Source organism: Rhodococcus sp. ACT016 (genome assembly GCF_050477185.1).
Taxonomy (GTDB): domain Bacteria; phylum Actinomycetota; class Actinomycetes; order Mycobacteriales; family Mycobacteriaceae; genus Prescottella.
This window is the reverse complement of record NZ_JBEAET010000001.1, coordinates 2,587,551-2,609,474: the sequence shown is the minus strand read 5'-3', so window position 1 is coordinate 2,609,474 and position 21,924 is coordinate 2,587,551. Positions and strand designations below refer to the sequence as shown.

Genomic DNA, 21,924 nt, shown 5'->3' with positions numbered 1-21,924 from the left:
GTGATTCGACACCGGTGTCGTGGGCGCAGGTCGCTGCCGTCCGTGGTACACAGTTGAATCCGCGAATGAGCTTCTACGACGTCGGTGGCCCGAGGATCATTCATGGTGTGCCGCTACGGGCGTCGACCAGGAAGACACCCTAGTAGCTACGGACCTGGAGCGACTGGAGACGGGCTGCACTCACGCTGACTGGGCTGCCCGCGGGCCAACCGTCGTGACCAATGGCCAACAATGTTGGCGAAGCAACCAACTATCTTGACGATTGGCCAACCACCATGACGATTCACACTGCTGTGAATGGTCAATGTTGTTGTCATTTTTCGGATTTCTGACCTGCGGTATGACAATCGATGTGGCGATGACACGGTGGGATTGTGGTCATCGAAGTTGGCGTTGTTTGCCGAAACATGGACAAGCGATTGAAGGGCGCCCTACGCTGCGAACCAACTCGGCAGAGATGTCCGCCATTCCAGTCCATGGAAGGGGTTCCGTCGCAGTGAGATCCCCGTACAGGAGAGTGACAGTCGTCGCTCTCAGTCTGATGCTTGTTCTCGGTGCCATGGTGACCGGCGCCGCGACGCATGCAACTGTTGCCACCGGTCCCGGTGAGGATCCGGTGTTTGGACTCGCGAACGGGTGCTTTGCCCTTCAGTCCGACCAATCAGGCGCATTCGCCCGGCTCTCCCCGGACGGATACCGCGTCGACGCGGCGGCCCCGCGTGACGCTGAGGTGTTCCGGTTGCACGCGGCGCAGCTCGGCCGGTTCATGTTCTACGGCCCCGGCGGAGACCTGCTCGCCCACGACAACGGGAACACCGTCGTAGCTACCCGGGATGCAACCCGGTCGACGGACTGGACCCTGACGTACACAGACGGTGTGTACAGCATTACCGCAACGAGCAACGGGAACCAGCTCACCGAGCACGCCGGTCGCTTGTACTCGACCGAGCCTGGACTGGATCCCCGAGGCGGGCGTTTTGTTCTCGTCCCAACCTCTGGCTGTGCCGACTTTCCTGAGTCCGAGGTCAATGCCGCAGGAGTTCCTCTGTCCGGTACCGGGTCGAACGGTGAGGTGCGCGGCTTCATCGACGCACATGTGCACATGACCGCTGACCTGTTCATCGGCGGGGAAGTCCACTGCGGCACCCCATTCGACCCGCAAGGAATTACCGTGGCGTTGCGGGATTGCCCCGACCACGGCGGCGATGGGCTCACCGCGGTGCTCGAGAACGTCATCTCGCACGGCAGCCCGTTCGAGACACACGACACCACCGGATGGCCGACCTTCACGGATTGGCCTGCGCATGATTCGCTCACCCACGAGCAGACATACTTCAAGTGGGTCGAGCGAGCGTGGCGCGGCGGCTTGCGCATCTTCACCAACCTGCTCGTCAACAATCACGTCTTGTGCGAGGTCTACCCGCTCAAGAATCAGTCCTGCAACGACATGGACACTGTGCGCGCGCAGGCTGCGCAGGCGCACGCGATGCAGGACTACGTCGACGCCCAGTACGGCGGTCCCGGGCGCGGGTGGTTCCGGATCGTCAGTTCACCTCGAGAGGCGCGTGAAGTCGCGGCCGCGGGGAAGCTCGCGGTGACACTGGGGATCGAGGTGTCGGAGCCCTTCGGTTGTGGAATCCGCGACGGTGTTCCCCAGTGCACCGAGGAGGATGTCGACCGCGGCCTCGACGAGGTATACCGGCTCGGTGTCCGTCAGATGATCGTCACCCACAAATTCGACAATGCCTTCGGCGGTGTGCGATTCGATCCCGGGATTCAAGGCGTCGCCGTCAATGCCGGCAACTTCCTCGGCACAGGCAGATTCTGGGAGGCCGAGCCCTGTACGGGACCTGAACACGACAATCCAGTGTTGTCCGTCGGTGCCGGTCCCGCGGATGCGTTGGCTGCGCTGCCACCGGGGATCACCACCCCGATCTATCCCGAAGGCCCACTCTGCAACACCCGCGGTCTGACATCGCTCGGCGAGCACATGATTCGCGCAATGATGGATCGCGGCATGATTATCGACATCGATCACATGAGCGTCAAGACAGCGGACACGACCTTGAGAATCCTCGAGGACGCCGGCTACTCGGGCGTCGTATCAAGCCACAGCTGGGCGGATCCGCTGTTCTACAAGCGGATCTACGATCTCGGTGGATTCGTGGCACTGTACGCAAGCCAACTTGATCCACAGAAGCGCGAATCCGGTCAGGACCCGAAAGCCGATCGAGAGCCCGGCTTCGTGGAGGGCTGGCGCAAAGCTAGACAGGTTCGCAGCGACAAGTACTACTTCGGGTTCGGATACGGCGCCGACACCAACGGATTCGGCCCACAAGCCGCGCCCCGCAGCGACGCTGCTGTGCGTCCTCTCATCTACCCGTACACAACCTTCGACGGCGGCACGGTGATGGATCGGCAACGGACGGGCGAGCGGGTGTTCGACCTGAACACTGATGGTGTCGCCCAGTACGGGCTGATCCCCGACTGGATTGCAGACATGAGGAACGCGGCAGGCCCGGATGGTGATCAGATCATCGAAGACATGAGCCGTGGAGCAGAGGCCTACATACAGATGTGGGAGCGCGTGGCGAAATAGCCCGCCCGCCCCGATGCTGTAGGCGGAATGTCGGCTCGGAAGTTCCAGATCGCGCCGAACTTCTGGCAGCATCGTCCTCTGCTGGACCTGTCGTCCCGAGCGCCGGCGCAGGATCCAGCATCCATGTCGTCAGCACCAGCAGAGGGTCGTCACGACAACAGAGCATGCCAGTCGGGGACTTCAGAGCCGTGCCACTTACCGCCGACGATCACACAGGACCGTTCGTAGACCGCTTCCGCAGGTGTCGATTTGGCAGTGACCGGCGGGCATCCATAGGAGGCGCTGTGCGTCCCGCCGAGCTCGAACAACACATTCGCGTCCGCGGCATTCCGGCGGCGGGCGATCTCCTGCTTCGCCAAGACCGTCCACGGACCGGGTGGCCTCTGCTCGAGATGCTCAGCGCCGGCAGACGGCCGGGGGAGCAGGTGCCGGTGCTGCCGCTGGGGACGAACTGAAGCCCGCAGCCTGCCCGACGGCGCGCTGGCCGGGACGGCATCCCAAGTCGGCGCTCGCCGCGGTCCGGTCTGCCCGCGCTCTGGTCCCGATCAAGAACCCCGCGGGAAACTCGTGACGGTCGCCGAGCGGGCGAGGTCGGCGTCCGACTCGTCTTTGAGCATCCTCCCGAGATGCGTTAGAGCGCTGTCGATCGACTCAGTGGCTGGAGACAGGAGCCAACGTACTTCGAATTGAGCTGGCGGAGTACTGGACAGACCATTAGGCCTTCCCTGCGGGCCTTCAACTCCCAAGCGCCCACACTCACAACGAATCCGAGTCCTTGTCCGCTTTCGATGGCGGGATCGAACTCCAGCCCAGCCACTCACGGATACGATTTCTCTCCTCCCTTACCTCCTCGTCCCATTCCCGACACGTAGAGCACTTCGGGTACTCACGCCCACCAGGACCGACACCAGCAGCGCGGTTCACCCGCTGAATACGCTGCCCACGTGGACAGTCCAGAAACACGTGATACACCTTCTCGGCCGTCACAACCTTCGAGAAGTACGGCAGAAACCGCTTCACATTCCCCCTGGGTCGAACACGAAATCCAATGTGCCCACAACCATGCCCCCGTTGGTCCCACCGGAACTAGGGGACAACGCCCCACCCCAGTAGGGGCAATCGTCCTGGATAAACCCGAAACCGCAGCCGGACGCAATGTCACGTCGGTACCGCAGTTCACCATCGGTGCACCCGAGTGCAACAGAGTCGGCCGCCTTTTCGGTGGCTGCGGAAAGGGCAAGTCGCATCTGATCGGCATGGTGTCTAGTCTGGTCAGCGTCGGGTGCGACCGTAATACGCACCCTGTCGACGGTGTCTTCGACATGCGACCTGACGCCGGCTAGATTCCGCCCGAGTGGATCGACGCCGTCTACGAGCACCTGGACGACGCGCACATGGGTCTGCTGTGGGGAGGATGGCGGACATTCGTGGACGCCGGGGCAGCGCGGGTCCGCGACGAGGCGGGCTGGGAGTATCTGGTGCCCTCAGCGACCCGAGAGATCGACGAGCCCACGTTCGCTTCTCGAACACCCAACTTCTGGTGGCCCGAGGATCATTCGTGGTGTGCCGCCACGGGCGTCGACGAGGAAGACACCCTCGCGGTGTCCACGGACCTCGAGCGGCTGGCAGCGATCCACGCAGACCCACGGCTGGAGACACAGCTACACTCGCGCTGACTGGTCAACCATCGTGACCAACGGCCAACAAGTTGGCGAAGCGGCCAACTATCTTGACGATTGGCCAGCCACGATGACGATTCGCAGCGCTTGGCGGGCTCATGGTCAACTGCTTGAACCCCTGTTTTCTGGATAACTCATACTATCAAGAAAAAGGAAGGCCGCCTCTTCGCCACCCTCGCCGGTGCTGCCGAATGTACGGCGCGTGGAGGCGCTCTCCATTGCGCACCTACCGACGCCAACCTGAAGTCATTGATGCCAAGAATTATTCGCCTTCTCCGCAAGGCTATGCCACACCTGGTCGAACTAGCCTCACCCGGCCAGCCCTGTGCGAGCTGGTATTGCGTGGATCGCGGACGATCGATCACCCTGTGACGCCGTCGATTTCGGGGGCAGATACTCCCTGAGCGTACGGGGGATTGATCGGAATGCGCGCGCATGGTTTGCATGGAAAAAGCGTTGCAGACACGCGAATGTTAATTGGATGGCTCGCCTTTCGCGACTGCATCAACTCGACTCGAGTCGTGGCCGCGTGTTTGTCGACTTCTCCAAGCATCGTTCGATCGATAGAATCGCTACTTATAGTAAGGCGAGCCGATATCGGCCAGTACGCGATAAGCAATTCGTAGGGAGCTGACCACCATGCGACTCACCTTGACCCGATCCGCAATCCTGACCGCGGGGCTGTTCCTGGCAGCAGCCCCTGCAGTCGCCCACGCGCAAGGCGCCATCGATGGCGGGAGCCTTCCCGCAAGCGGCAGCAGCTACTTCCAGCCGGGTTCCGCTGAGACCATCTGGGACGCTAATCGGTTCAACCAGACCTTCACCCCGCAGCAGATCACTGAGTGTCGGGAAGCTCACGCGGGCGGCATCTCAACGGGCTTCCGCCCGTGCCCCCTGCGACCGATCACCGTTGTGGACCTCGCTGCAGCACACCTGCTATTCGGCTCCTTGCGCGTGCTGTCCAGCTCCTGGGGTTGATTCAGCGAATCGACTTTCGGGTCGGCGCCGCATCCTGCGGTGTCGACCGATCGGTCACCGCAGCGGGGCTACTGCGGACGAGGGTGCCGCCATGCCGAAGGACATCGTGGACACCAGGCCGAATCCGGCTGAGCGGAATTGCAACAACCCGGTGGCGAAGAACTGATCTCGAGAACGGTTGTGCCCCCGGTTCAGCTCCGGGGGCACCGCCCTGTCTGGCGTGTTCCCTGTGAATCGGTCCGGCTGGTTTTTGGGTTCTGATTGCCCGGCTGAAGGCGTGGAACATTCTGGTTGTCCATAGACTTCCGTTGAAGTTACTCGGCCGCTTCCGGTTTCAGCTGGGAAACCTTCGCCAGTGTTGGAGGTATTGCTGGCGTACCCCATGTGTCAAGCGTCGCAAACTGAGGCGCGGGAGCTTGACTGATGGCCGGCTGGCTTTCGTCATGACCGTACGGACAACGCGTTGCGCCGATCGGGTTCAGGAAGCTGACTCGATCCCCTTCGGAGCCACGGGGTCTTCTCGTGGAGGTGCCACAGGGTCGGGGAACACGAACTTGCGCATTGCCCACCAGCGGAACACGGTCGCGAGGAGCGTGCCGATGATGGTGGCGCTGATGAAGTCGGCGATGTTCTCGATGACGATCGATACGTGCGGTGTCTGTAGAGCGAGAACGTACCGGGACACCGCCAGCGGTAGCTGGTTGATTCCGAGGCCGACTCCGGCGACGACGAAGAATAGTGCGGCTTCGTGTCGACGCTCGCGTCCACCGCGGGCTGTGAACGCCCACTCTCGATTCAGTACGTAAGACAGCACGGTCGCGAGTAGCACCGCGATGACGTTCGCGGTGACTGGCTTCCCTTCGAGAACCGTCCATTTCAAGCCGAAGAACAGCACTGATGTGACGATGAACGCGATCGACCCCACCGTCAGGAACTTCACGAGTTCGGCGTGGCGGACGCACACAGACAATAACCGAGCCGGAATCCGAGAAGCGACAGTTCGAGTCAGGAACACTGCGCCATGCTACCGCCGGCGAGTGTGATCGGGCGGATTCTTCCGATGGAATGGTGGGTGGTGATCAATGGCAGGACGGTGGACGGGCCTCACATGTGGTCCGCGAAGGTGTCCAGGAAGTTCTGCAGCGCGGCCATTCCGAGCCCGACTACAACGTAGGTTGCGAGGAAGGCTTCCGCTACGGGGCGAGCGGGCCGATGGAGTAGCCAGATCGCCGTGGCAACCACGATGCCCGCGACGAGAGGGAGTAGTAGGCACACCCAGTACATCGCGCCGGCCGAGGGCTGCGGATCGACGTCCCACATGTCGCGCAGGGCTCTGATCGCAAGCAGGTTGAGCAGCAGGGCCGCAGCTGACCCTGTCATGATGCCGAGGAGCATCGGAGTCCACCTGGCCGTCGAACTCTCGCCCATCATGGTGAGAAGCCTAATGGCGCAGGCACTGCTACCAGCTACAGTCGGCCGAGGCACAGCATGCGTGTCGGCTCCTTCTAGCATCGGCTTCCCAGTGACGTGCAATGTTGTCCCTGCCCCGCGTTGTCATCTGGTGATGCGCCACAACGGATCGCCCCGTCCACCGTCGAGGAAGCATCCCCACGTGTGCCGCGGCACCGGACCGGACGTGAACTCGTGCTCCCGCGTGAGGGCGACGCACTCACCCCGGTCGACGGCGGGTACCTGAGGGATATTGCGGCAGGCGACGGCGTGATCCGCCCGCTCGATCGCCGTCCTGGCTACTTGGGGTCGAGGGCGCAGATCGCGTCGAGGACGGTGGGGCCACCATTGGTCGGGCAAACCGGGTGTGGCTGTGCCGGATGTGCCCTGGAAGGGGAAGCGCTCTGCACACCGGGTCGGCAATTCCTGATCGACACCTGTCAGGCCGTGACAACGGCGGTGAACCTTCCTGTGGGACAACAACTCGAGCGCATCCAGCTCACCAACACCGCAGCCACAACGGCGAACACGGCCGCAGCGGCTACAACCGAGCCCACCGGTTCCAGGCCCCACGTGCGCGGCCGCTGCCTGCACAGGCAATCCCAGGCAGCCCGCGTCTTCGGCCCTCGATGCTCAGTGGGGCGTTGGCGTGGGTCATCGGATCACCTGGCCGACACGGGGTGCGATGACCCGCAACAGCGGCAAGGCGATCACCAGCGTGACCGCGACGAGGAAGCTGCTGGCCCACACGGGCCCGAGGTTGCCGGCATGAGAACCGAGGGTTGTTGCGGCGATAGCGGGCCCGCCGGCAGCGCCGATGTTGAGCGCGGCCGTCGCGTAGGCCCCACCCATGGTCGGGGCGCCCTCAGCCTCATAGAGCACCCTCGTGATCACGGTGCTGCCCAAGGCGAAGGACAGCGCGCCCTGTGTGAACGCCAGGACCAGAAGCGCCACTGGGTGCGCAGCCTGAGTCGCCAACGCGATCCAGCCGAGCAAGAGCACCGGTCCGCAGACCGCGATGACGATACCGGGACGTTGGTCCGAGAACCGTCCCGCGAGGGTGACACCGACGAAGGAACGAGCACCGAAGACCGTCAGCACCACGGGAACCCAGAGCTCTCCGAGGCCTGCTGTGCCGGTGACGATCGGCGCCAGGAAGGTGAAGGTGGCGAAGGTGGCGGCGTTGACCAGGGAGGCGAGGAGGATCACCAGGATCAAACCTGGCTTTGTGAGTTGGGCGAATTCGGTCCGAAGAGATACAAGGGCTGGAGTGTCCGGCATGGATTCTCCGGCATCGGCCGGGATGCCCTTGCCGACACCGATAGCGGCGGGAATGCACAGCAATGCGATCGTCCAGAAGGTTGCCCGATAGCCGAGAAGCGTGCCGAGCAGCGCGCCGCCGGGAGTTCCGGCGACGGTGGCAATTGTCGTGCCCGAGAGGAGGACCGCCAGCGCGCGCCCCTTGCGATCGGCTGCGACAAGTGCGGCCGCGGCCCTCAGTGCGACGGCGAGGAATCCTGCGTCGGCCAGGGCGGCGATCACCCGGGTGACCAGCAGTACGGCGAAACTCGTAGTGACGGCTCCCACGATATGCGTCACCGCGAACATCACCACGAAGAACAGGAGGGTTGTCCGGGCGGGCCACCGGCGTGCCAGCGCTGCCATCAGCGGCGTCCCGACGATCATTCCGGCAGCGAAGGCCGACGTGAGAAAACCAGCTGACCCGATTGAGACATCGAAACTAGCGGCAATGTCCGGCACCAGGCCGGCAAGCACTGCCCCACGCGGCAAGGTAGCTGGGGTGCGAACTGAGAACTCAGTGGTTCAGGGGGCTGACGGCGTGACCGAAAGCCCCAACCTTGGTTGTCTCAGGCTTCACCATGGCGCCAACACTAGCTCCACCACACCGGTGGTCACGAACTCCACCCCAGCCGTGGCACAACCCTGCGTCTTCAACGTCCCAGCCCACAACAGCTAGTCGGCTACCCACCAGCAACGGCTGCTCTATGATCCAGGTCACATAGTGCTTTGGTGGGGTGGGCAACGACAGGCTCGAGGGGGGCACATGAGGAGGAAATGGGTTTCACGTTCCATGGTCGCTCTGCTTGCGATCGCACTGACGGCGCTCGCCGCGCCGACATCGACTGCACAGCCGGTGGCGGATCCGTTCTACCGGTACGACGGCGCGGCACCTCTGTCGTCGTACGCACCCGGCACGGTTCTGAAGACGCGGACTTTGCCGTACTCCGTCGTGAACGTCCCCACACCACTGAAGGCAATTCAGGTCCTCTACCGCTCGACGGACGCGCTCGGGCGACCGTCGGCGAACGTGACCTCGATCCTGCGGCCACCGAATGCCGAACCGGGGAAAGTCGTTTCGTACCAGTCCTTCTACGACTCGCTGAATCCGGACGACGGCCCGTCGCGTGCCATCGCCGGCAACAGCCCGATCGGTGGGTGGACCCCCAGTGGCCGCAACTTCGGGCTCGGGGGCACGCTTGCATCCAGCGAAGCGGCCCTGTTCGGGCCGCTGTTGGCGCTGGGCTACACGGTGGTCATACCGGACACGGAGGGGCCGGATGCCGACTTCGCCGCTGGGCCGGAGTACGGGACGATGACCCTTGATTCCCTGCGGGCCGCCCGTAGTGTGCCCGAGGCAGGGATCACCGCGGACGCCAGGATAGGCCTGATGGGCTATTCGGGCGGTTCGATCGCCACCAACTGGGCGTCGATCCTTGCGCCCGCGTATGCACCGGAGATCAACGAAGACCTCATCGGAGCGGCCCAGGGCGGGGTCCTCGTGAATCCCGCCAACAATCTCCGATACGCGAGCGGGAGCCTCGGATGGGGCGGCGTGGTCGGAATGGCCGTCGTCGGCGTCGCACGCTCGTACGATGTCGACTTCGACCGGTATCTCAGCGACCGCGGGCGCGAAGTGGTGGCTCGGCTCGAAGACGCATCGATCGCCAATGTCATTGCGCAGTACCCCGGTTTGACCTGGCGGGAGATGGTCAAGCCCGAGTACGAAGACCCCAACTCGGTTCCCGAGTATGTCGATACGGTCAACAAGATCAACATGGGCACCGCACCGATTCCCACGATCCCGATGTTCATCGCCCAAGCCGGCAACGGCGCTCTCGAGGGCACCCCACCTGGCGGCCCGGGTGTCGGTCGGGGCGACGGGATCATGGTCGCCGCTGATGTGCGAGCCCTCGCCAATCGTTACTGCGATGCTGGCCTTGCCATCCAATACGACGAGTACGACACCCTCAGCCATGTTCCGGGCGCACTGCTCTGGCTGCCGGGTGCTCTCTCTTGGCTCCATGACCGCATGGTCGGCATACCTGCGCCCACCAACTGCGGCCACATCCCACCCGGAAACCCGCTCGACCCGGTCCGCCACACGACCGGCTGACACGGGAGGCGCGAGATCATGCGGCGCACAACGACTATGGAATCGCGCTGGGTGATCGCGGGCGGTGACCCAGCGGTCATTGAGCCACATCCCGGTCTGCCTGCGGGTGGTGAACACCCTTTGCCGGGGCTGGACATTTGTCAGACACGCTCTAGCGGCTGCGGGCCGAGAAATCGACTCACTAGCCGAGCTCCCGCTCTGTTCGACGCTCATTGTCGATGGTCGATGTTGAGGGTATTCATGATTTATGGCATCGCGACCGGAGCACCCTGTTGGTGGGGGAGATGCGGGGAGCGATCCTGCGCACAGGTCGGAGGCTCCTGCCGAGGCGTCGCGGCGGGGTCCTCTAGCGGATCCGGCTGCCCGTGGGGCCGCAACTCTGCCGTTGGAGTTGACGAGTTTTGTGGATCGCCGCGCGGAGTCGAAGGAAACAAGGCGTCTGCTGGGCATCAGTCGGTTGGTGACTTTGACCGGAATTGGCGGGGTCGGCAAGACACGGCTGGCGCTGCACGTCGCACACGCGGTTCGTTCGGCGTTTCCGGACGGGGTCGGGTTGGTCGAGTTGGCGGAGCTGCAGGATGAATCGCTCGTCGCTGGGGTTGTAGCGGGAGCGTTGGGTTTGAGTGCGCAGCCCGGTCGTACGCAAATCCAGCTTCTCATCGAATATCTGGGACCGCGTCAGTTCCTGCTCGTCCTCGACAATTGTGAGCAACTCGTCCAGGCCATCGCAGCTTTGGTTGAAGGTCTTCTACGGCATTGTCCGGGCCTGCGGATTCTGACGACGAGTCGTGAAATTCTCGGCATCGACGGGGAAGCGGTGCTGCCGGTGCTGCCCCTGCCGCTTCCGGCCGTCGACGAGAAGAGCCTGTCGGTGCAGGGGCATGGCGATGACGCGCTGGCCCTGTTCGCCGAGCGCGCTGCTGATGTGGTTCAGGGCTTCACGATAACGGACCAGAACTACGAAGCCGTTTCACGAATATGCGCAGTCTTGGAAGGTATTCCGTTGGCGGTCGAGCTCGCGGCAGCACGAGTGCGTTCGTTGTCGCCGGAGCAGATCTCGCAGCGGTTGGCTGATCGCTTCGCGTTGCTGACCGGCGGGCCACGCGGCGTCGACGCCCGGCATCAGACTCTTCGGGCGGCTGTCGACTGGAGTTATAGGTTATGTTCCAGCACTGAACGGAACGCGTGGACGCATCTTTCCGTCTTCGCAGGCAGTTTCGAACTCGATGCAGCGGAACAGCTGTTGAGCTCTGGTCCGGGGACGGTCCAGGTCCTCGATGTGCTGACCTCCTTGATCGACAAGTCGATTCTCATCAGGGACGAGACGAACCACGCAGTACGGTTCCGCATGCTGGACACCGTCAGTGACTATGGGCGCGAGATGCTCGCGCAACAGAACGAGGCGGCGAAGTGGCGTAGACGGCACCGGGATCTGTACTTCGAATTGGCGCGTCGTGCCGACGAGAGATGGATAAGTCAAGACCAACAGGTGTCGATCGACCGTCTCGCGCGCGAGTTGCCGAATCTGCGCCAAGCCTTGGCTTTTGCTATGTCCGACCCAAGTCGTGATGGTGCTGGATCGCTCGCATTCGTCAACTCGCTGTTCCGGTTCTGGCTCGCGCGCGGCATGCTGAGCGAGGGACGACACTGGAGTGAGCGTGCATTGAACCGGATTACCGATGACGAGCACAGCGATCTCGAGAAGTCGCGTGGCCTCTTGGTGGAGAGCGTCTGGGCGGACTTGCAGGGAGATTTCGATGCCGGTCGCTCCGCCGTCGCGCAACTATGGAACCTCGCAGCGCGGAACTCGATACCGATAGTCCAAGCTCGTGCGGCGCATGCCGATGGGTTCCTCGCCGTTTCCACGGGCGATGTCTCCCGGGCCCTGTCGATGTTGGGGCAGGCTCTCGATGCCTTCGTCTCCGAGCATGACATCACCACCCAGGTCGAGATCCTGTTGGGACTCGGACGTGCACACATGCTCGCAGGTGACTACGGGGATGCCCTCGAGAGCTTCCGGCAGGTGCTTGCGATTACCGAGGCTCGCGGCGAGGTGACGTATCGATCGCATGCGCACTGGGGAAGTGGAGTCGCGCTGTGGCGAATCGGTGACTGCGATAGCTCTGAACAGACTCTGCTGCAGGGTATTCGGCTTGCCCGGGCGCGCGGAGATCCGTTGATGACGGCGGTGTGTCTGGAGGCACTGGCGTGGGTGGCCGACACCCGAGGTGACGCGACCCGCGCAGCCACCCTGATGGCAGCGGCGGAGGCAACGATAGGAATGGCGGGCAGCTCCGTGGTCCTGTTCCTCTCGCTGGGCGGCGACTATCACCGGCACTGTGCGCAGAGCATCCAGCAATCGCTCGGGGAAATCGAGTTGGAAGCGGTGCGCCGACGGGCGAGCTCGTTGAGCCTCGCTGCAGCTGCGGCCTACGCACTCGGCGAGTCTGCCCACGGCAGAGCGGAATCGAGGAAGCAACGACGAGAGTTGACGGGGCGGGAATACGAGGTCGCGACGCTCGTCGCCCGGGGACTGACCGACAAGGCGATAGCCGCCGAACTCGTCGTCTCGCAACGCACGGTTCAAGGGCATGTCCAGCATGTTCTCGCCAAGCTGGGGTTCCACTCCCGCACCCAGATCGCCGCATGGGTAGTCAAGCAGACGGGCAGTACGTGAGTGACTCGTGTCCCTCCGTCGAACAAGCGTCGGCCGACGACAAGCGGTATGCCCGTCAGCAAGGTGTGGGTCTTGGGGTGGCGGCCGATCGCCTGGTCGACGGCCAGGTGTCGTGCACGTACCAGACGACCCAGTAGACGGGGAAGAACACGATTGCTCCGGACGTCACGAACAATCCGGCGCTGCGTCGACGTTGCCCGATCGCCGTCAGCACGCCGAGCCCGAGATACGGAGCAACTGCAGGTAGCAGGACGAGTGACACCAAAAGCCACGGCACATGCCCCAACGTACAAGATCTTCGTCCACCTGCATGCTGTAACGACTCCAAGAACATGGCTTCACGGCCGCGGCGCGGGATTTGACTCCGAATATCGTTGTGCCGCTTGGTTGGATGCGGGCGGTTTCCCGCTCGACCTCAGTCGCCGAACAGCCCGCGCACGAAGGGTGTCGTGTCGGGGAGTGCTGCGAGCATCGTCTGCAGATGTCCGGTGGGATATGTCCGGAACGTGACGGGCTGGCGATTCACCGCCAGGTCCGCGGCCAGTTTCAGGGCCAGCGGCGCCGGCACCACGTCGTCGGTCAGACCCTGACCCAGGAACACCGGGCGGTCGTAGCCGGTCGTGGGCACACCGAGCATCTCCCGGATCGCCGTCAGTAGTACCGGGTCGTCGAGCGGGCGGACGACGAGGTCGCCGATCGAGACGTTCTGCAGCTGTGGCGCCATCTCCTCGTAACACTCCGTCTCGGCGGCCGCGACCGCGGTGCGGCCGACGTCGGTGAGGTAGCTGTCGATGTCGAGATCCGGTCGGGTGGCGCGTAATCCGGCGATGACGTACGAGATGAACACCGTGGTGCCGGTAAGGGGAAGCTTGGGAAAGCCTGGGCGGACCAGTGGGGTCAGATTCTCCAGGTTCGACGGCGCCCCGGTCGCGACCCCGCCGCGGTAGTCCAGTTCCGGTGCGTACCGCGTCGCGAGGGCCGCGGTGACCATCGCGGCCTGGCCGCCTTGCGACTGACCCAGCACCACCCAGTGCGGCGAGAGGCTTGGCTCGACCGCGCGCGCGGCGCGGACCATGTCGACGACGCTGTGCGCCTCCGAGGATCCGTCGAGGTAGGGGTGCACGCCCGGGGTTCCGAGTCCCACGTAGTCGGTCGCGACGATTGCGTAGCCCTGGGAGAGCCAGTGCCCGAGATAGGGCCCGCCGATCTTGCCGGTGACCGTGGGGGAGCAGCGGTCGGCCAGCCCCACGGTGCCGTGTGCCCACGAGACCACCGGCCAGCCGCCGGGCGGAGGATCGCCGGGCGGGAGGAACACCGCGCCGGTGCTCAGCGCCGGTCGGCCGAGCGGACCGATGGTCCAGTAGGTGACGCGGATGCCGCTGGTGGCGCCCGGGATCCACGCCGCCCGATCCAGGTCGCTGGTGTTTACGACCACCCCGGGGACGGTATCGGCGGGGGCCGCGACGACGCCCGGAGGCGCGACGCCGAGGCTCGCGGCTGCCACCGCGAGTGCCAGCGCCACCTGGCCCACCAGTCGTCGGATCATCGCGCCACCTTCGGCTCCCGCCCGCTTCCGCCGTGCATCTCCATTGTGCGCTCCTCGGTACGCGTGTCACCCGGATACGGCCGATCGCGCGACCATGACCGACGGAGCGCGAACGCCGCTACACCCAGGTCTTGGGCCTGATCGCGTTCGCGAGGTCCACGAGGGTGTAACGATGCGTGCGCGTGGCGGTGCCGCGGGCCAGAGTCCGAAGCGCCTCCTCGGCGCCGGCGCGCAGGCCACGCTCGGTGAACTCGACGCCCAGGATCGGATCCGATCCGGCCGACCGGCCGGACACGAGCCAATCCACTGCGACACCGAGCACCAACGCACGCATCTGCAGTGCCCGTGATTCCGTCTCCGGGAGCCGTTCGACGCGATCGGCCGCTTCGCGTAGGTCGGATTCGCCGATCTCGGTGACCGGACGGCTGACCAGGACCAGAACGGTCGTCAACCGGGCCTCACCGAAGTGTCGGGAGCCCGACGGCACCTGGTCGAGGACCTGCACGGCGCCCGGCTGATCGCCGCGGGCCTCGAGTTGGCGGGCGAGGCCGAAGGCGGCACTGACCAGACTGTGGTCCGTCTGCCACACCGTCCGGTAGTGGCGCTCGGCGATCCGCCGCCAGTGTCCTTGGGCCGCAACGGAGTCGACGATCGTAGGGTCGCCGGTATGCCGGGTCATCAGCAGTTCGGCGGTTCCGGCCAGCGCCAACTTCGGTGCCGACTCGCCGGGTACCGCGGAGAACACACTGTCGAAGCGAGCGAACGCCGCCTCGAACTCGCCCCGCAACAGGTCGGACAACCCCTGATACCAGCTGATCCGCCAGCTGTGCGGGCGTTCCCGAGCGAGCTCGTCGAGCAGATCAGCGGCCCGATCGGCCTCGCCGAGGTCGAGGCGTGCGCGCACCTCCATCAGGCGCAGTTCCAGGCTGTCCTCGAGTCGACCGTGGCGAGCGGCGGCACTCCGCTCCTGCGCGACGCGGAGGGTCCCGAGGAGTTCACGAGGCGGGGCTTGCATCGCTGCTGTGAGCAGCGAGGCCCCAGGATCGGTGGGGTCAGCCAGCGGAACGGGTAAGGCCCGACCCAGTACTAGTGGGTTCGGTCGCCCGTCGTGGGGTCGGCCGTCGACGAATACATCCGTCCGTCGGACACTCAGATCGGTGCCGAAGTTGCCGCGTGTGGGACTGAACTGGTGCGACAGCCCTGGTCGCGGTTCCCCGGACTGTGCGGACGAGATCTCCCGGAGGAGTGCCGTCAACTGCGTGGACAACTCGTCGATCGATGAGAAGCGTTGCGCAGGATCCGGATTCGTCGCGCGCCTCAGCACGCGGTAGTACGCCTCGTGCTGTCGGAAGAGCGGTTCGTCTGCCGGATCGGGAAGGCCGTCGAGAAGTCGGCCGTGCTTCGAAGGGAGGTTCACGGTGAGCGAGGCGAGGGTGCGTCCGACGGTGTAGATGTCGGTGGCCACATTCGGCCCGGTCGTGACGATCTCGGGGGCCTGGAAGCCGGGGGTTCCGTAGATGTATCCGCTGCCGTCGATCGCGGCGACGGCGCCCAGGTCGATCAGTTTGACCTGTCCTTCGCTGATCATGATGTTCTCGGGCTTCAGGTCGTTGTAGATCAGCCCGATCGAGTGCAGGTAACTCACCGCCGGCAGGACTTCCAGGATGTAGCCGAGAGTCTGATCGAGCGGCAGCATCCGTCGCGGCGCCGCCCGTTTCGACGTCGCCCTAAGCAGATCCCTGAGCGTGGTGCCCCCGACATACTCCATCACGATGTATCCGATCGGGCGGCCGTCCGCGGAGGGGTGCTCCACGAAGTTGAGGATCTTGACGATGCCCGGATGGGTGACCTCGGCCAGGAAGCGTCGCTCGGCGATCGTCACTGCCTGTGCTTCGGGGTCGCCGGCGTGTAGCAGCCCCTTGAGGACCACCCAGCGATCGTCGACGTTCCGGTCGATGGCGACGTAGATCCAGCCGACACCACCGTGGGCGATGCAACCTTGCACCTCGTACTGGCCGGCGACCAGTTCGCCGGGTTCGAGCTGGGGATGGAACGAGAAGGGGGTGCCGCACACGCTGCACACCCCCCGGCTCGGCGCGGGCTCGTCCTCCTGCGCGCGTCCTACGGGTTTGTGGCACTTCGTGCAGTACCGCCTGCTCTCGGCGACGACCGGTTCGCTCAGCATCGCGGAGGAAGGGTCGAGCGGGGCGATGACGGGGATCTCGACCAGTCCTTCGCCGATGAGACGGCGGCCGGAGGTCACCCGCGGCCTGCGTCGTCTGCTCCGGCCCGACCGTCCGGGCGCCGGCGCAGCGCGCGTCACGCCGGTGGTGGTCGGGTCCGTCTCGCGGGCGGACGGAGCCGTGTCGGCCGTGTCGGCCGCGGCGGCGTTCGCAGCCTCGGTGTGATGGGTCGCCGCGTCGTCGGCCTCGTGGTTCATCGGTGGAGTCATCCGCTCAGTCCCGGTAGTGAGGAGCGGGGGGACCGGGCGACGGTCCGAGGCCGGCGAGCCAGTGGTTGTAGATGCTCGTCCACGTGCCATCCCTCCCGATTCGCTCGAGGGTGCCGTTGACTGCGCGGACCAGGTCGTCGTCCTTCTTGTTGAAGCCGATGCCGTACGGCGCGACCTCCATCACGGGACCGACGATCTGCAGGTTCGGATCCTGCACCGCCATGCCGAGTAGCAGGGCATCGTCGGTGGCGACCGCATCGACCTGTCCTTGCTGGAGGGCGACCAGGCAGTCGTCCCAGTCGGCTACAGCGACGACCTCGACGTTCGGGATCAGCCGCTGCACGGTGTACATCGTCGGGGTGTCTCCCACCGTGCAGACTCGTTTGTCCGCCAGGTCCGCGGGTTGGCGGATCCCGGAGTCGTTCGAGACCAGCAACCGTTGGCCGGCCCGGAAGTATGCGGCGGAGAAGGCGATCTGCTCGGCGCGAGAGCAGGTCATCGTCGTGGACATGATGAACATGTCGACGGTGGAGTTCTGCACCGCCTGGATCCTGTCGGCCGGGTTGATCATCTGGAACTCGACCTTGCCCGGGTCGCCGAGCAGATCGCGGGCTATCTCACGGGCGATGTCCACGTCGAAGCCCTCGATGTTGCCGGTGACAGGGTCTCTGGTGCTGAACAGGTAGTTGCGCTGGTCGACACCGACGATCACACGCCCGCGTGCCTGGATCTCGGACACCTTGGGGCCCGCAGTGACGACTCCCGGCGGGTTCGGGCGCAGGCTGGCGGTGGCATCGCATGCGCTGACTCCGGGAACCGTGGTCGTCGCCGGAGGCAGGACCTGGGCTCCGCTCGGCAGTGGGAGAGCGGTGTAGTTGCCGACCGGCGCGAGTGGCGGTGTGTGGACGGTGGTGCACCCGGTCAGGACGCTCGCGCCGACCGCACACGCCAGTATCAGCCGGCGACGTCCTGTCGGCCGCCGCGCCCTTCCTGCTGACGTTCGTGTCCTGCTCACTGCGTGACCTGTGCGCACTGTGGCTTTCCCTATCCTTTGTACGCGCGCGGTCACCGGTACTCGCTGAGTCGAGGCCAGAGTCCGGCGCCGATCGCGAACCCGCACAGCACACCGAGCGTCGCACCGCCGACGTCCAGCAGCCTGAGTGAGGTCCACGAGCGTGACGTGTACCCGCTGGCCTCTTCTCGGAGGCTCCCGATATCGCCGCGCAAGGCGTCGTCGAGTCGCATGAACTGCGCCGGCGCGCCGTCGGGTCCGCCGTCGACCGCGACGGCCACCGCCCCGACATAGTCACCGGCGCCGAGGCGATCGCGCAGATCCCGGTGGGCCTTCTGCCAGCCGTCGAGTGCGGCGACGGCATCGCCGACGGCACGCCCGGACGCGTCGGTCGGTGCGGGCGTGGTGCGTTGTTCGCCGAGAATCCGCTCGAGGTCCGCGATGTGTCGGGTGTAGTCCTGCTCGCTCTGCGTGTCGGTGTCGCGCCGGAGGAGCCCCAGCGTCTCGTCGGCACGGGCCTGCTGGGCCAGGATGCGCGCCCGCACGAGCGCGTCCGTCGTTTCGGCGGCCGCCATGTCGTGTGCGCTGGCGTTGACCGAGAACAGTCCGGCGACCGACAGCCAGACCGCCAGCAGCGCCATCAAGGCGGTCGCCACGATCAGGCCCGGGTTGATCCGGCGACGGCTGAGTCTGGCGAGATAGCGCTGCGCGACGATCAGTGCGATCAGCGCCACGACGCACAGCGCCAGCGCGACCCAAGGAGGCTGGGCGAGGTGCCGCTGTGTGTTCGCCTGGGCCTCTGCGTGTTTCGTATACAGGTGCTCGGCCGTCGGCAGCATGGCGTCGTGCATCAGCGCGGACGACTCGTTCAGGTACGAGACCCCGATCGGATTTCCGACGCGGCTGTTCGCGCGTGCGGTCGCCACGATCGCGGAGTAGACCGACAGGTTTCTCGAGAGCTCCGCCGCCTCTGTGTCACTCGCCGTGACGCCGCTCGTCGTCGAGACGAGTGCGGTGGACGCCTCGCCGATCGCCTGGTTGTAGCGATTCCTGATCGCCGCCGGCTCCACCCGGCCGGACAGGAAACCGGCGGTGGCCGCTGCGTCGGCAATCGACAGGGAGCTGTAGAGCTCCTGAGTGGAATTGGTGAGGGGCCCGGTCACCAGGTGCAGGGTGTTGATCCGCTGCTCGCGGGCGACGATGGCGACGGAGGTGAGCGCGCCGGCAGCGAGCACGAGCGCGATCAACCCCACTCCGACGAGCGTGAGCTTGCCGGGGGTCGAGGCGGCGATTCTGCGCGCTGACAGGGGTCGCGGCTCGGGATCGACGAGACGCGCCTCGTCCAGAGTCGGGGCCGCAGCGGACGTACCGGAGCCGCGGCGGGACAACACCGGTGTACTCCTCCCCGGGTGAGGGGTCGAGACCGGCAGCGACTCGTGGCCGTCTCACCCGTACTTCCTTCCTACTCCGGGGAGGTTTCGTACGTCACGGTGTGCGAAGAGGGTGGACCGGTGCGCTCGGTCGCCTCACGGCGAAAGGCGCAACGCAGCTCCAGCCGGACGGAACTCTGCGAAGGCAATGTGTTGAGCCCGGGGGACACGGAGCGCACCGATCCGGACATCACAACGCCGCCCCTCCGTGGTCTATTCCGTCGAGGTCGGTGTGATGTCGGTTACGGCAGCCGGGGGCCGTCGTTATCCGCGGAGGTCGGCAGGGATCCGGCCGCGCAGCAGTTCGTCGACCACCTGGTCGCCGTGCTCGTCGCGCAGCCGCTGCTGGATGTCCGGTGCGCGCCGCATGTGGGCTCCGCCGTCGACGGTGACCGCGGTTCCGGTCACCCAGGACGATTCCGGTCCGGCGAGGAAGCGGATCGCGCCTGCGATGTCGTCGGGCACCCCGAGGCGGCGCAGGGGCGTCTGGTCCAGGAAGGCCGACGCCCGTTCGCCGGAGAAGCTGGCCGCGACCTTCGGGTTGTCGGGGGAGTTCACCAGGCCCGGCCGGATGCAGTTGAGCCGGATTCCGAGATGGCCGAATTCGTCTGCGGCCGTGCGGACCAGCGCCTCGAGACCGGCCTTGCCCGCGCAGTAGCCGCTCATGTAGGGGAAGGTCTGTGCGGCGATCACCGACGAGGTAAAGATCATCGACCCGCCGCCGTTCTCGGCCATCGCCGGGACGCACGCCTTGATGGCGACGAACGCACTGGTGATGTTGGTGCGCAACTCTGCGGTGAAGTCGTCGGCGTTGTTGAGGAGCAACGGAATCGTGCTGCCACGTCCGACCGTGCTGACGCAGATGTCGAGCCCGCGCTCGTGCCGGGCACGCTCGACCGCGTCGGCGACGTCCGCCTCGACGAGGGAGTCGCCGGCGATGTAGTCGACGGTCGTGCCCTCGGGTGCCTCCTGCTCGAGTTGGGCCGCGAAGGTCGAGATCCGGTTCTCGTCGCGGCTCATGATCGTCACGGACGCCCCCGCGGCCAGGAGCGCGCGGGCGCCGGCCCCACCGATGCCGCCGGCGCCGCCGAGGACGAGGGCGGACTGGCCGATGAGGGGAAGTGTCATCTCTACCTCCAGAGTCGGGTGGGGCTGTCCCACCACCGCGTCGGACGCTAGTTCCGTGCGGCACGGCTCACACCGCTCGTACCCATCGAGTGGGAGATGCTGCCGGACGAGTTCGGCGACGACCTAACATCGGTACGTCCGACAGAACGGCGTTGGGGGGATGCGTGTATGGGTCTCGGCGAATACAGCGGTGACTACTCGGGCGACATGGTCGCCCCGCCGACCTGGCTGGTGGTGCTGGCGGCGATCCCGATCGTCCTGACGGTCCTGTTGCTGCTGGGGTTTGCCTGGCACGAGTGGCGGGCCCATCGCCGGATGACGTCGTCGCCCGTGCACGCGGCGGCCTGGGCAATGGAGCCGGAGGAACTGGCCCAGGCGATACACGCCCTCGGTGCGCGTGAGCAGGCGCTGCTCGAGGCCGGCGATGTCGAGACCGCAGACCTCGTGGCGGCTGACAAGATGATCTGCCTGGTCGTGTCCGAACGCCGTGACGGCGCCGGGTGACCGACGCCTGGACGTAGTCGATCCGAGCGCCCCGTGTGGTTTGCCGGTTATCTCGCGATCGAGTCGACTCGGCACTGGCCGGCTCGGAGCGAACGGTGCTGGCGGATGCGGTTCGCGACCTGCTCGGCCGCCAGCGTCTTCCTGCTGGTCTCCGGGTTCTGGATCTGGGTCGTACTCGAATCCGGAACCGCCGGATCCGGCGAGATGGGCCTTGTCGCAGCCGGATTCGCGGTGGTGGCTTTCCTGTGCACGTCCGTGCTCGCGCCGCGTTCGCGGACGCGATCGGAACTCGCCGCCGAGGATCGTGGCGACCTCTCACGGTCGTGAGACGGCGGTCGGGCCGGGGTGCCCGTCGCTGAGCCGCCTGTGGCCGCGCGGGCCTCAGATGTCCGTCAGCGAACGCGCCAGTCCGAGGAGGTGACGTCGGGTCAGATCCTCGGCGCGTTCGGCGTCATGGGACAGGACGGCCTCGACTACCTCGGCGTGCTCGTCGGCGTCCTCCGGGGTGGCCGGGACCAGGGCGAGGAAGTCGGTCATCGCCTCGACCAGGCGCTGCTGGAGGCTGTCGAACAGCGCGATGAGCAGGCTGTTGTGCGCGCCGGCCACCACTCGACGATGGAAACTGATGTCCGCCGCCGCCAGCTCCGCCGGGTCGCCGCCGAGAATCCGGTTGCGGTCGGCGAGGGCCCGCCGGATCGCGCCCGCGTCGGAGTCGTCGTGGTTCGTGGCGGCGAGGGCTGCGGCTCGGGACTCGATGGCGACCCGTACCTGCAGTACCTCGGCGATCGCGCCGACCTGCGCGAGTCGGTCCCAGGGCTCGACCGGTGTCGCGGAGGTGAGGAAGACACCCACGCCCTGTTTCGTGGTCAGCACCCCACGCGCTGCGAGCTGGCGGATCGCTTCGCGGATCGTGGAACGCCCGACGCCCAACCGTCCGGCCAGGTCCATCTCGCCGGGCAGCTGTTCGCCGACTTCCCAGCGGCCGGTGGCGATCTCGTCGAGCAGCGCCTGCGCGACCTGCTGCGACAGCGGGACCCGCGTCAGTGCATCCATCG

General features: G+C 65.7%; 17 protein-coding genes. 7 read left to right on the top strand and 10 right to left on the bottom strand.

What is annotated here, in order from left to right; genetic code table 11:
• The first annotated feature begins 340 nt into the window (after positions 1–340).
• Entirely contained in the window at positions 341–2,599 is a 2,259-nt protein-coding gene (locus ACQ5DX_RS12095; protein ID WP_430332852.1) for a peptidase, read from the top strand.
• A gap of 149 nt (positions 2,600–2,748) precedes the next feature.
• Here ACQ5DX_RS12095 and ACQ5DX_RS12090 read toward each other — a convergent pair whose 3' ends face one another.
• Positions 2,749–2,958: a hypothetical protein gene (locus ACQ5DX_RS12090; RefSeq protein WP_430332851.1), complete on the bottom strand. Its 210-nt coding sequence runs from the start codon at positions 2,956–2,958 to the stop codon at positions 2,749–2,751.
• A 1,068-nt stretch (positions 2,959–4,026) separates the two neighbouring features.
• Between ACQ5DX_RS12090 and ACQ5DX_RS12085 the strand changes: the two genes are divergently transcribed.
• Positions 4,027–4,275 (top strand): hypothetical protein, encoded by a 249-nt coding sequence (locus ACQ5DX_RS12085; RefSeq protein WP_430332850.1) that lies wholly within the window; start codon positions 4,027–4,029, stop codon positions 4,273–4,275.
• A gap of 642 nt (positions 4,276–4,917) precedes the next feature.
• A complete protein-coding gene (locus ACQ5DX_RS12080; RefSeq protein WP_430332849.1) occupies positions 4,918–5,256 on the top strand; it encodes a hypothetical protein in 339 nt (112 codons plus the stop codon).
• A 478-nt stretch (positions 5,257–5,734) separates the two neighbouring features.
• On the opposite strand, the gene ACQ5DX_RS12075 is transcribed toward ACQ5DX_RS12080, so the two are convergent.
• The 3 genes from ACQ5DX_RS12075 to ACQ5DX_RS12065 all read right to left on the bottom strand — a co-directional run bounded on the left by ACQ5DX_RS12075 (position 5,735) and on the right by ACQ5DX_RS12065 (position 8,496).
• Positions 5,735–6,196, bottom strand: coding sequence for a GtrA family protein (locus ACQ5DX_RS12075; protein ID WP_430332848.1), 462 nt, complete (start codon positions 6,194–6,196; stop codon positions 5,735–5,737).
• A 164-nt stretch (positions 6,197–6,360) separates the two neighbouring features.
• On the bottom strand, positions 6,361–6,687 hold the full coding sequence (locus ACQ5DX_RS12070; protein WP_430332847.1) for a hypothetical protein: 327 nt from the start codon (positions 6,685–6,687) through the stop codon (positions 6,361–6,363).
• 672 nt (positions 6,688–7,359) lie between these two features.
• Positions 7,360–8,496 carry a Cmx/CmrA family chloramphenicol efflux MFS transporter gene (locus tag ACQ5DX_RS12065; RefSeq protein ID WP_430332846.1) on the bottom strand — a complete coding sequence of 379 codons (1,137 nt, stop codon included), beginning with the start codon at positions 8,494–8,496 and terminating at the stop codon, positions 7,360–7,362.
• A gap of 301 nt (positions 8,497–8,797) precedes the next feature.
• Between ACQ5DX_RS12065 and ACQ5DX_RS12060 the strand changes: the two genes are divergently transcribed.
• Together ACQ5DX_RS12060 and ACQ5DX_RS12055 are read left to right on the top strand one after the other, a co-directional pair.
• The gene (locus ACQ5DX_RS12060; protein ID WP_430332845.1) at positions 8,798–10,120 is read left to right on the top strand and encodes a lipase family protein; all 1,323 of its coding nucleotides are present in this window, start codon (positions 8,798–8,800) and stop codon (positions 10,118–10,120) included.
• A 385-nt stretch (positions 10,121–10,505) separates the two neighbouring features.
• A complete protein-coding gene (locus ACQ5DX_RS12055; protein ID WP_430332844.1) occupies positions 10,506–12,797 on the top strand; it encodes an ATP-binding protein in 2,292 nt (763 codons plus the stop codon).
• A gap of 415 nt (positions 12,798–13,212) precedes the next feature.
• Here the strand turns inward: ACQ5DX_RS12055 and ACQ5DX_RS12050 are convergent, their stop codons facing one another.
• The 5 genes from ACQ5DX_RS12050 to ACQ5DX_RS12030 form a co-directional block, all read right to left on the bottom strand.
• A complete protein-coding gene (locus ACQ5DX_RS12050) occupies positions 13,213–14,343 on the bottom strand; it encodes a lipase family protein (RefSeq protein ID WP_430332843.1) in 1,131 nt (376 codons plus the stop codon).
• Between the two features lie 118 nt (positions 14,344–14,461).
• The gene (locus tag ACQ5DX_RS12045; protein WP_430332842.1) at positions 14,462–16,795 is read right to left on the bottom strand and encodes a tetratricopeptide repeat protein; all 2,334 of its coding nucleotides are present in this window, start codon (positions 16,793–16,795) and stop codon (positions 14,462–14,464) included.
• A gap of 4 nt (positions 16,796–16,799) precedes the next feature.
• Positions 16,800–17,810, bottom strand: coding sequence for a glutamate ABC transporter substrate-binding protein (locus ACQ5DX_RS12040; protein WP_430332841.1), 1,011 nt, complete (start codon positions 17,808–17,810; stop codon positions 16,800–16,802).
• A gap of 50 nt (positions 17,811–17,860) precedes the next feature.
• Positions 17,861–19,198 (bottom strand): hypothetical protein, encoded by a 1,338-nt coding sequence (locus ACQ5DX_RS12035; protein WP_430332840.1) that lies wholly within the window; start codon positions 19,196–19,198, stop codon positions 17,861–17,863.
• Positions 19,199–19,501: 303 nt separating this feature from the next.
• The gene (locus ACQ5DX_RS12030) at positions 19,502–20,365 is read right to left on the bottom strand and encodes an SDR family NAD(P)-dependent oxidoreductase (protein WP_430332839.1); all 864 of its coding nucleotides are present in this window, start codon (positions 20,363–20,365) and stop codon (positions 19,502–19,504) included.
• A 168-nt stretch (positions 20,366–20,533) separates the two neighbouring features.
• Here ACQ5DX_RS12030 and ACQ5DX_RS12025 point away from each other — a divergent pair, with 168 nt between their 5' ends.
• Both ACQ5DX_RS12025 and ACQ5DX_RS12020 read left to right on the top strand, forming a co-directional pair.
• The gene (locus ACQ5DX_RS12025) at positions 20,534–20,869 is read left to right on the top strand and encodes a hypothetical protein (protein ID WP_430332838.1); all 336 of its coding nucleotides are present in this window, start codon (positions 20,534–20,536) and stop codon (positions 20,867–20,869) included.
• A gap of 105 nt (positions 20,870–20,974) precedes the next feature.
• Entirely contained in the window at positions 20,975–21,196 is a 222-nt protein-coding gene (locus ACQ5DX_RS12020; RefSeq protein ID WP_430332837.1) for a hypothetical protein, read from the top strand.
• 54 nt (positions 21,197–21,250) lie between these two features.
• Here the strand turns inward: ACQ5DX_RS12020 and ACQ5DX_RS12015 are convergent, their stop codons facing one another.
• Positions 21,251–21,922 carry a FadR/GntR family transcriptional regulator gene (locus tag ACQ5DX_RS12015; protein ID WP_430332836.1) on the bottom strand — a complete coding sequence of 224 codons (672 nt, stop codon included), beginning with the start codon at positions 21,920–21,922 and terminating at the stop codon, positions 21,251–21,253.
• Positions 21,923–21,924: the final 2 nt, after the last annotated feature.

Bases quoted from the DNA above. Each gene is read 5' to 3' on its own strand.
- ACQ5DX_RS12095 (WP_430332852.1), top strand. From the start codon at position 341: ATGACAATCGATGTGGCGATGACACGGTGGGATTGTGGTCATCGAAGT.
- ACQ5DX_RS12080 (WP_430332849.1), top strand. From the start codon at position 4,918: ATGCGACTCACCTTGACCCGATCCGCAATCCTGACCGCGGGGCTGTTC.
- ACQ5DX_RS12070 (WP_430332847.1), bottom strand. From the start codon at position 6,687: ATGATGGGCGAGAGTTCGACGGCCAGGTGGACTCCGATGCTCCTCGGC.
- ACQ5DX_RS12060 (WP_430332845.1), top strand. From the start codon at position 8,798: ATGGTCGCTCTGCTTGCGATCGCACTGACGGCGCTCGCCGCGCCGACA.
- ACQ5DX_RS12050 (WP_430332843.1), bottom strand. From the start codon at position 14,343: ATGATCCGACGACTGGTGGGCCAGGTGGCGCTGGCACTCGCGGTGGCA.
- ACQ5DX_RS12045 (WP_430332842.1), bottom strand. From the start codon at position 16,795: ATGACTCCACCGATGAACCACGAGGCCGACGACGCGGCGACCCATCAC.
- ACQ5DX_RS12030 (WP_430332839.1), bottom strand. From the start codon at position 20,365: ATGACACTTCCCCTCATCGGCCAGTCCGCCCTCGTCCTCGGCGGCGCC.
- ACQ5DX_RS12025 (WP_430332838.1), top strand. From the start codon at position 20,534: ATGGGTCTCGGCGAATACAGCGGTGACTACTCGGGCGACATGGTCGCC.
- ACQ5DX_RS12020 (WP_430332837.1), top strand. From the start codon at position 20,975: ATGCGGTTCGCGACCTGCTCGGCCGCCAGCGTCTTCCTGCTGGTCTCC.
- ACQ5DX_RS12015 (WP_430332836.1), bottom strand. From the start codon at position 21,922: ATGGATGCACTGACGCGGGTCCCGCTGTCGCAGCAGGTCGCGCAGGCG.